This is a genomic window from Coprococcus sp. ART55/1, assembly GCF_000210595.1.
In the GTDB taxonomy this organism is placed as follows: Bacteria; Bacillota; Clostridia; order Lachnospirales; family Lachnospiraceae; genus Coprococcus; species Coprococcus aceti.
This window is the reverse complement of sequence record NC_021018.1, coordinates 936,326-944,466: the sequence shown is the minus strand read 5'-3', so window position 1 is coordinate 944,466 and position 8,141 is coordinate 936,326. Positions and strand designations below refer to the sequence as shown.

General features: G+C 45.9%; 11 protein-coding genes. All 11 read right to left on the bottom strand.

All coding sequences use genetic code 11. From position 1 onward, the window contains the following. Positions 1–233: 233 nt before the first annotated feature. Complete coding sequence (locus CCU_RS04435) at positions 234–467, bottom strand: hypothetical protein (protein ID WP_156327902.1); 234 nt, start codon at positions 465–467, stop codon at positions 234–236. 128 nt (positions 468–595) lie between these two features. Continuing rightward, positions 596–1,612 (bottom strand): hypothetical protein, encoded by a 1,017-nt coding sequence (locus tag CCU_RS04430; RefSeq protein WP_015533723.1) that lies wholly within the window; start codon positions 1,610–1,612, stop codon positions 596–598. A gap of 13 nt (positions 1,613–1,625) precedes the next feature. After that, complete coding sequence (locus tag CCU_RS04425) at positions 1,626–3,215, bottom strand: MBOAT family O-acyltransferase (protein ID WP_015533722.1); 1,590 nt, start codon at positions 3,213–3,215, stop codon at positions 1,626–1,628. Positions 3,216–3,284: 69 nt separating this feature from the next. Then, positions 3,285–3,512 (bottom strand): acyl carrier protein, encoded by a 228-nt coding sequence (locus CCU_RS04420; protein ID WP_015533721.1) that lies wholly within the window; start codon positions 3,510–3,512, stop codon positions 3,285–3,287. A 29-nt stretch (positions 3,513–3,541) separates the two neighbouring features. Beyond that, the gene (locus CCU_RS04415; RefSeq protein WP_208895987.1) at positions 3,542–5,134 is read right to left on the bottom strand and encodes an AMP-binding protein; all 1,593 of its coding nucleotides are present in this window, start codon (positions 5,132–5,134) and stop codon (positions 3,542–3,544) included. 312 nt (positions 5,135–5,446) lie between these two features. Beyond that, positions 5,447–5,797, bottom strand: coding sequence for a hypothetical protein (locus CCU_RS04410; RefSeq protein WP_208895986.1), 351 nt, complete (start codon positions 5,795–5,797; stop codon positions 5,447–5,449). A 26-nt stretch (positions 5,798–5,823) separates the two neighbouring features. Further along, on the bottom strand, positions 5,824–5,958 hold the full coding sequence (locus CCU_RS14910; RefSeq protein WP_208896345.1) for an ATP-binding protein: 135 nt from the start codon (positions 5,956–5,958) through the stop codon (positions 5,824–5,826). A gap of 12 nt (positions 5,959–5,970) precedes the next feature. Continuing rightward, positions 5,971–6,150, bottom strand: a complete 180-nt coding sequence (locus CCU_RS04400) for a sensor histidine kinase (protein ID WP_208895985.1) — start codon at positions 6,148–6,150, stop codon at positions 5,971–5,973. Between the two features lie 186 nt (positions 6,151–6,336). Further along, positions 6,337–6,606: a hypothetical protein gene (locus tag CCU_RS04395; protein ID WP_015533718.1), complete on the bottom strand. Its 270-nt coding sequence runs from the start codon at positions 6,604–6,606 to the stop codon at positions 6,337–6,339. A gap of 32 nt (positions 6,607–6,638) precedes the next feature. Further along, on the bottom strand, positions 6,639–7,547 hold the full coding sequence (locus CCU_RS04390; RefSeq protein ID WP_015533717.1) for a hypothetical protein: 909 nt from the start codon (positions 7,545–7,547) through the stop codon (positions 6,639–6,641). A 169-nt stretch (positions 7,548–7,716) separates the two neighbouring features. After that, positions 7,717–8,141, bottom strand: a 425-nt coding sequence (locus CCU_RS04385) for a hypothetical protein (RefSeq protein WP_173796157.1), incomplete at its 5' end; no start/stop codon positions are given.

Below are 8,141 nucleotides of genomic sequence, written 5' to 3'. Positions count from 1 at the left end.
GGGATCTGGAGACAAAATCACCGAAGCACCGCTCTGCCTCATACCAGGCGCTGTCCTGGACAAAATAACCATCCTTGCGGAGGTTCATGTCCATAGAACCTCCGCAGACAGGGCAGCGTGGATACAGTTATCGATACAATTGTGGCATGGCACATAACATCCAGTCATACCGCTGTTTGCAGCGTTTACTATGCCTTTCTCATCATTTACCTGTGTCAGGTATTCATCCTGTATCAATAGAACGGCTCAAGCACATATCTGCTGTCATCCGGGTACACACTGTTCATAGATGGATTCTCCGCAAATATCCTGTCGATCCACAGCTTCTGATCATCCAGCCTGTGCGCCTTTCCGCTCAGCCTTATCATCTGATATTCTCTGTTCATGCCCGTCACCGCAACATTTCCATCACGCATAAGCTGCGCGTAAAAATCCTTGTCCCTTGCCGTGCAGAAATAAACTTTCACACCTTCAAACAGCACTGAGAAAAAGACATATACTTCCGGCAATATATCTGCCAGATGTAAAGTTACAGTAAAATAAAAAATAAAGTGGACGGGGGATTCAATCCTCCGTCCACTTATATATTTTATATTTAGTTGTTAGATACCGTTCCCTCGGATTGCTGTGCCTCCAGCGACACAGTCTCTCCGGACATATACTTCACATAATCCAGATAGTCATTATTCCAATCCGCATACTTTTCTGAATGTCTCTTATCCTTAAAAGAATAATTCTCTGAAATATATTTTCCAAGATAGGCGCTTACCTTCTCTGCACCCTTACAGTTGAGATGTCTTCCGCCATCCCTCGTGTCGGTGCTCCAGTCGATTGCATAATCGCCCTTGAGCGTATTCATATCGACAAATTCAATATTCTTGGCTTTAGCATACTTAACCATGGCATTGTGTCTTGCATAATTCCATGACTTCGCCGTCGGAGTCTCCATGAACATGATCTTGATTCCATTCTTCTCACACTTGTCTATCAGCTTATCGAGCAGTATCTTTGATACCTCCGGTATGTCCTCAACAGCCTTGGTTTCCACCATCTTGCTCTGGCCTGAAAACGGCTTGACCTCCATGCTGAGATACTGTCCTCTTGAGGCTGATCTGTATGTGTAGTCCCTGGCACCGAACATGTCCGAAACACTCATGCTCTTCCACCTGTTGTGGTACTGTGCAAGAGGCAGATACTTATATGCCAGATTCTTCAGGTTGTTCTCAACCTTTTTCAATGTCGTCTTGCCTGTCCAAAGCATATTCACATCAAACACCACCAGCTTTGGCTTCTGACATGTGAGCACTTCATCCAGAAGGTTGGATGCCCCGGTCACATTCTGGAATCCCTCAGCCGCCACATATGTTGGAATTCCATATTTGTTCCATATATACATCGGAGAACATGCACTGTAGGCATTGCTGTCTCCAAGCACCAGTACGTCTATCGAATTCTTCGGTTCTCCATAGAAGCCCCTTGCATTCGAGTTGGTTATTCCGCTTCCCGGATCGCTCCGCTTCGGAGTAAACGCAGCTCCCAGCACTCCCATGATCATCACGGCCACCAGGGCAAATGCTATGGATTTTATTATATTACGTCCACTTTTCTTCATAGATAAATCACCTCTAAAACTGTGCATATATAAATCCAGCCACCTCATAGCCCTTGCCATATGCTCCGAGTATGATCACTCCAAACAGCAGCACATAGTAAACTGCCCATCTGAGGGCTATATTCTTCGTTGCAAGCTCTGCTCTTATCTGGTGTCCCTTCTCCTTGTAAAGTCCAACCAGGAACAGAATGAGCGCGCCCACTGCCAGCACTGCAAAATCTGCCATGTCAAGCTTCATTCCAAGCAAAGTTCCATTTGTCAGATCCGCAAATGTAAATCCCCTGAACATGGACACAAACATGTGTCCAAATGCTGTAAGATCATCAGCCCTGAACATGAGCATTCCCACATTCACAAAAATGAAGGTCCTGACAACCTGAAGCAGCCTGTATACCTTTCCCTGGCGGTCAACATTCATTTTCCCATACAGCTTCTTGAAAAGAGGCTCCATGAGAAGTCCGATTACCATGATAGCCCAGTAATAAAGACCATACATGACGTACTTCCAGCTTGCGCCGTGCCAAATACCCGTTCCAAACCACACTATGAACATCGCTATAGACATAGGAACAAATGTCGCGAAGAAAGTATTCATATGTTCCCTGGTCTTCTTACTCAGCTTCACAAATGGCTTGGACAGTGAAACTGAATAGAACACATAGTCCTTGAACCATGCACCGAGAGTCATATGCCACCTTCTCCAGAACTCACTGACCGTCTTTGACATAAACGGCTGATTGAAGTTCTCTGAGAGTCCTATTCCGAACATCTGGGCACTTCCCCTTACTATATCCATACAGCCTGAGAATTCCGCATAGAGCTGTAATGTGTAGAGCAGCATTCCCACTACTACCGGAAGTCCTGTGTAGCTTGCGTAATTGTCAAATATCTGGTTCACATACATATTTGCGCGATCTGCAATAACTATCTTCTTGAAGAAGCCCCACAGTATAAGCTGGAGTCCCATGGTCATGTTCTCATAACTGAACCTGTGCCCCTCATACATCTGCTCTCCAACAAGATCGAACCTGGCTATAGGTCCCTCAACAATGTGCGGGAAAAATGCAAGGAAAAGTGCAACCTTGCCAAACTTGTCCGATGCCCTGTATTTGCCTCTGTACACGTCCACTATGTAACTCACCGCAGACAGTGTGTAGAACGAGATTCCAAGCGGCATCATCCTCTGATACATCGGATTCTCTACATTTATGTGTATGAGTCCAAGCACATCTGTAAATACCTGTCCAAGGAATACCGAATATTTCAGGAATACCAGGATTCCTACATTCACAAGCACCACGCATACGCACACGCTACTTTTTCTGCCATCCGATAAGTGCCTTGTACTCTTTTTGTTTTCCTTTGGCAGAGCTTTCCTTGCCATGCTGCAGCCATCATCTATCTTGTTTATCAGCAGGCCGCCCACATATATGGTCAACGACCCGAACAGGATAAATATGATATATCTGCCTGAATTGATAAAATAAAACAGATAGCTGAATGCCAGCAGCACCTTCCATCTGTGCTTCAGTGGCACTATATTGTACACTATAAACGCTCCGAGCAATATAAATACCAGATACGATATCGACGTATATGACATATTTCTCACTCCTCCAGTATTTTTTGACGGCAGTCAGTCCCCGCCATCTTCCAATATCTATATCTGCTCTTACTCGTCTTCAAGTCTCTGGATCATATCGTATATGGTCTGGACTGTCTTGAAGTTCTCCGGTGTGATATCAACAGGAGAAATGTCTACGTCAAACTCATCGCTGAGCTGAAGCACCAGCGTAACCATCGTGATGGAATCCAGCACGCCATGTCCTATAAGATCTGTCTCGTTCTCATAATCAACTCCCGGCTTAACCTCGTTTAAAATCTTTAATAATTCTTCCATAATCTCTTATCTCCTTATCAATAAAATTGTCACACATGCTGCGCATATTCCGCCTTCAGTCTCTTCCTGTCTATCTTGCCATTTGCATTGTGGGGCATGCTTGTCACCCTGACAAAACGGTTCGGCTCCATGTAGTGTGGGACCCTCTCCTGAAACGCCTTAAGCAGCTCCGTCTCGTCCTTCTTCCTGCCCTCGTAGATGAACACGATCTTGTCCGCCGCATCATCATATATGCAGGCATAGCTTCTGATACCGTCTATGGCTCCCGCTGCCGCCTCGATCTCGCCGAGCTCTATGCGGTAACCCATGTGCTTGATCTGGTAATCCTTACGGCACACATAGACCAGCTCGCCGTATCTGTTGTACTTCACCAGATCACCGGTCTTGTATACCAGCTCTGGATAGTTCGGATTCAGCGGATTCTGGACAAATGCCTCTCTCGTCTTCTCCGCATTTCCGAAGTAGCCCAGCGCCACAAATGAACCTCTGGCATAGAGCTCACCCTCACGGCTGAAGCCCGTCTCAGGATCGATCTCCGGTGACACCTCCCTGCCGTTCTCATCAAGAACAAACACATCACAGTTGTTGCACGCATGTCCCATCGGCAACGGCTCGTCATCGGCAAATACTCTGTCCACCACGTAATACGTACATATGTCGGTCGTCTCTGTTGGGCCGAACAGATTTGCATACATGGCATCCGGAAGATTCTGTATCCAGTAATTCAGCGGCTTTGTCGGCATCACCTCTCCGGCAAACAGCACCTTCTTCAGCTCGGGAAGCTGGGCGTACTGGAACAGCTTGTAATTTGCAACGATCTGCAGTGCCGATGGCACCCAGTATATCGTGTTGATCCTGTATGTATTCATGAACTCCATCAGCTTCATAGGGAAGGTGAAATACGCCTTCGGTATGATGTACAGCGTGGCACCATTTTTAAGAGTGCTGTAGAGATCTGACACCGACATGCTGAAGTAGAACGGTGTCTGGCTTCCGAATATCGTACTCTCGTCTATACCAAATGCCTCCGTGTACCAATAGGTGTAGGATATCACATTCCTGTGTGATACCACAGCACCCTTTGGAACTCCGGTCGAACCCGATGTGAAAAGCGCATACACGGGATCCGTGTCTATCGCCCTGCTTCTGACCGCATCCAACACCGACTGATCTGCACTTGTGTCCAGCTCGTCAAGATTTAATATCCTGAATACCTCTTTGTTCTCGCCTTCCTGTCCCTGGCATCCATCTTCATCCACGCCATTTCTGTAAAGCTCCAGCGCCTTCTCCATATGCCCGATGTCAGTCACGACTGCAACCGGATTCAGCGTTCCGAGTATCGACTCGGCTCTGGACGCCGGCATCTCCGCATCCAGTACCACATAGAAATTGCCACTGTAGACAACTCCCATATAGGCAGCCACACTCCCAGGCTTTTTGTCCAGCAACACGGCAACAGGCTTATTCCTCACGCCATCTGTCTTCTCATATATCCATGCACCGATCTGTCTGGAAAGCCTCTCCATCTGACCATATGTGAGTCCGCCTTCCTCATCTGCAACTGCCAGCTTGTCTGGATATTTTAAAGCCGAATTCTCTATAAATTCCAATATATTTTTCAATATTTACCACCTCGTTTAACCACCTTTTTCTTTCTTCCAAAATCGAATAGATTATATGCCAAGCCTTTCTGCCAGTTCAACTTAATATACATTCAACAGACTTAATTATATGTAAGAGTTATTACAATATGGTTACACTTCCTCAATCCATCAGCGTAATCCGCACTGCAGCTTCTCACTACACCTGCTGATTATAGCCGCTATCCCTTTAAGGTTCAATGAGGCGAATCTTTAAGATATCTTTAAGTAAAACAAAAAACAGCGGCAGACATGTCCATCCACGGACATATCTGTCATACCTCTTCTCATCACTTAGTCTCCGCACAAAGTATCTGACTTCAACCACCATAACCGCCAGTACGCATACGAGAACGATACCCAGCAGGATATCCAGAGGTATATTGTGGCTTCTCTGACGGAGCTTCCGTTCATTCTGTCACCGGAATATTCATTGTACTGATAGTCCTTTGCACCAAACAAACCCATCGACAGGTAGTTCATATCCTCGTTCACATTGACAAATATTCCCTCCGGAATATCCGCAGAATATGGTGTATATATGTATTTTCTGCTGGCACCGACATTCTTCACAGTCACAAAATTGCCCCTGTCAGCCTGTGCAGGATCGGCCTCTGTATATGTGGAATACTGGTCAACCGGCATCAATCCTTTATCAGACAGCCAGAACATCATTCAGGCATACTGTCTATCACGATCTCACCGCCCATGAGTCTCACGATCTGATCTGTGATGGCCATACCAAGACCTGTTCCTCCATAATTTTTAGCTATGCCTGCATTCTCCTGCTCAAATGGCCTGAAGATCGTTGTCTTGAATTAATCAGTAAAATCTACAAGCTCAACATCAAATCTGAGGTTCTTGGCCTCAACGCTCTCCTGGAACATATTTCTCAATTCGTCTGCGAGAACCCTTATGTCAAACGGCTTGTCCTCGAGCTCTATCTTGCCCGCTTCTATTCTGGACATGTCGAGGATGTCATTTACCAGTGAAACCAAACATTAATTCTCTCCCACACGCAGTTGCCTGCAAACCAAACATCGACAAAATTCACACGACCATTCTTTTCGTTATAACAACATATTATCCTAAAGTATATGGCAAAAAGTAATTCCAGACGCACAAAAACCGCCAATATCGCTTATGATATGGCGGTTTTGTCGATATTCTTATTATTTTCACTCTTATTCCAGCTCCTCCAGAGCATCCAGATAACTCTCCATCCACTGCACCTGCTTTGCGCTTTTCGCATCTTCTTCATCCGGTTCGTCCGGATCATCCGGCCACTCATCGCCCTCGTCAAGCTCCTGCATGGTCAGCCAGTTGTCAGCCACCTCAAGCTGAAGCATCCTTCCATCGTCACACTCCAGACTCACCAGCACCATAAGCGGCTCCCCCGGAAGCCTCTCCTCACAGCCGAAGTCGGCCTCATCTATTCTCTTTATTGTCCACATATTATCACCTCATGTTCTGTAGATGTCATAAATCACTCTACCCGTATCTTCAAAAAGTCTATGAGTGCTTCCATCGTCAATTCCTCCTTGCGCCATATCCACTCCGTCTCTATCGTATAGAACAGCCCGCCGCCTATGTCACATGCCGCCGCAAACTTCTGTCTCTGCTTTCTGGACTTCTTATACTTGAATATATAATAGTAATAAAGTCTTCCCTCTATCACTTCATGTTTCAGATATGCCCTTGTCCGCAGTTCCTCCGGGCAGGCTTCATCCTCCACCAGCTCATCCAGCACGTAATCCTCAGCCGTCTCATCATCGATAGCCTCCTGAAGTGAACAATAGACAAGTTCCGGCTTAAGCTCCTCATTAAACCCCGCAAATGCCGGATCACTGTCATCGCCATCTATCAGTCTATACCTCTGAGGCAGGTCAAAGCTTATCTTTCTGGCACCTGACTGCAATGAATATGTATTGGTTAATTGTGCATCTCCAGTCATCCCATAGATGTCCGCATATGGCATACCGTTTTTTCCATATACATTCCTATCATTTTCCATACCTGAACCTTCATCTAACTTTATAGATGTGTCCATTGAATCATATGTATATCCGCAACCAGCATTTATCGTGCCAGAATAATCAGCATCACCATATCCTACACCATCATACTCGTTCCCACCGTTAGCTGCTCTATCCGCCTCGCTGGCCTTCTTCGCCTGAAATCCGGATACTAGGAACGACACAAAAGCCAGCAATCCGATCAGAAACATCAATCCCTGTTCCGAAATATACGACCACAGCTCTGACAGATCCGATATATTTCCATGTGACTCATGATATATATTGTATATTCCTGCTCCCCAGAACAGCACCAGCATGGCCCCGGCCACGACAAAGCAGGCGATCGCACTCTGTAAAACATACTTTAATCTTCTCATCTACCCTTCCCCCTGTCATTTCGCTTTTAATACACACATGCTTGCATCAACATACCGCAAGCATCTACCCCAAAGATACCGCATATTATACCCTCCAGTTCGCAGAATATCAATTACATTTGATATTCTGCGAACTGAATTTGACTTTCTGTGAAAGTGTTTTGTTGAATTAACTGCGGCTTATATTCAGAAAGACGGCACTCCCAGCAAAAGCTGAGAAATGCCGTCTCTCAGTATAATAATACACGCTGTAGTAATCCGATACCGTGAAATCCGCCTTAAGATTCTCTATCGCATCCAGACTCTCCATTATCGTATTTGTCTCCTTGATATCGGGGGCATCCGCCTGCAGATCGGTGTAGTCCTCACCTTTTATCTGCGCCATCGTGCCCTTGAGTGCATCGTTGGAGCTCTTGGAATCGCTCTTCACCATGACCTTCATTACGTCCATGGACTTAACAGAAAACTTGAGCTCAGCGCCATACTTACCGGACTTGTTCATGCCTACGATCATGGATTTTGATCCGTCTCTCACACCAAAAGAGAACCCCAAATCTGAAGTGTGTACTTCTAATCTGGGGTCCTTTTTCATAT

Bases quoted from the DNA above. Each gene is read 5' to 3' on its own strand.
- CCU_RS04410 (WP_208895986.1), bottom strand. From the start codon at position 5,797: ATGCCGGTTGACCAGTATTCCACATATACAGAGGCCGATCCTGCACAG.
- CCU_RS04420 (WP_015533721.1), bottom strand. From the start codon at position 3,512: ATGGAAGAATTATTAAAGATTTTAAACGAGGTTAAGCCGGGAGTTGAT.
- CCU_RS04425 (WP_015533722.1), bottom strand. From the start codon at position 3,215: ATGTCATATACGTCGATATCGTATCTGGTATTTATATTGCTCGGAGCG.
- CCU_RS04390 (WP_015533717.1), bottom strand. From the start codon at position 7,547: ATGAGAAGATTAAAGTATGTTTTACAGAGTGCGATCGCCTGCTTTGTC.
- CCU_RS04395 (WP_015533718.1), bottom strand. From the start codon at position 6,606: ATGTGGACAATAAAGAGAATAGATGAGGCCGACTTCGGCTGTGAGGAG.
- CCU_RS04430 (WP_015533723.1), bottom strand. From the start codon at position 1,612: ATGAAGAAAAGTGGACGTAATATAATAAAATCCATAGCATTTGCCCTG.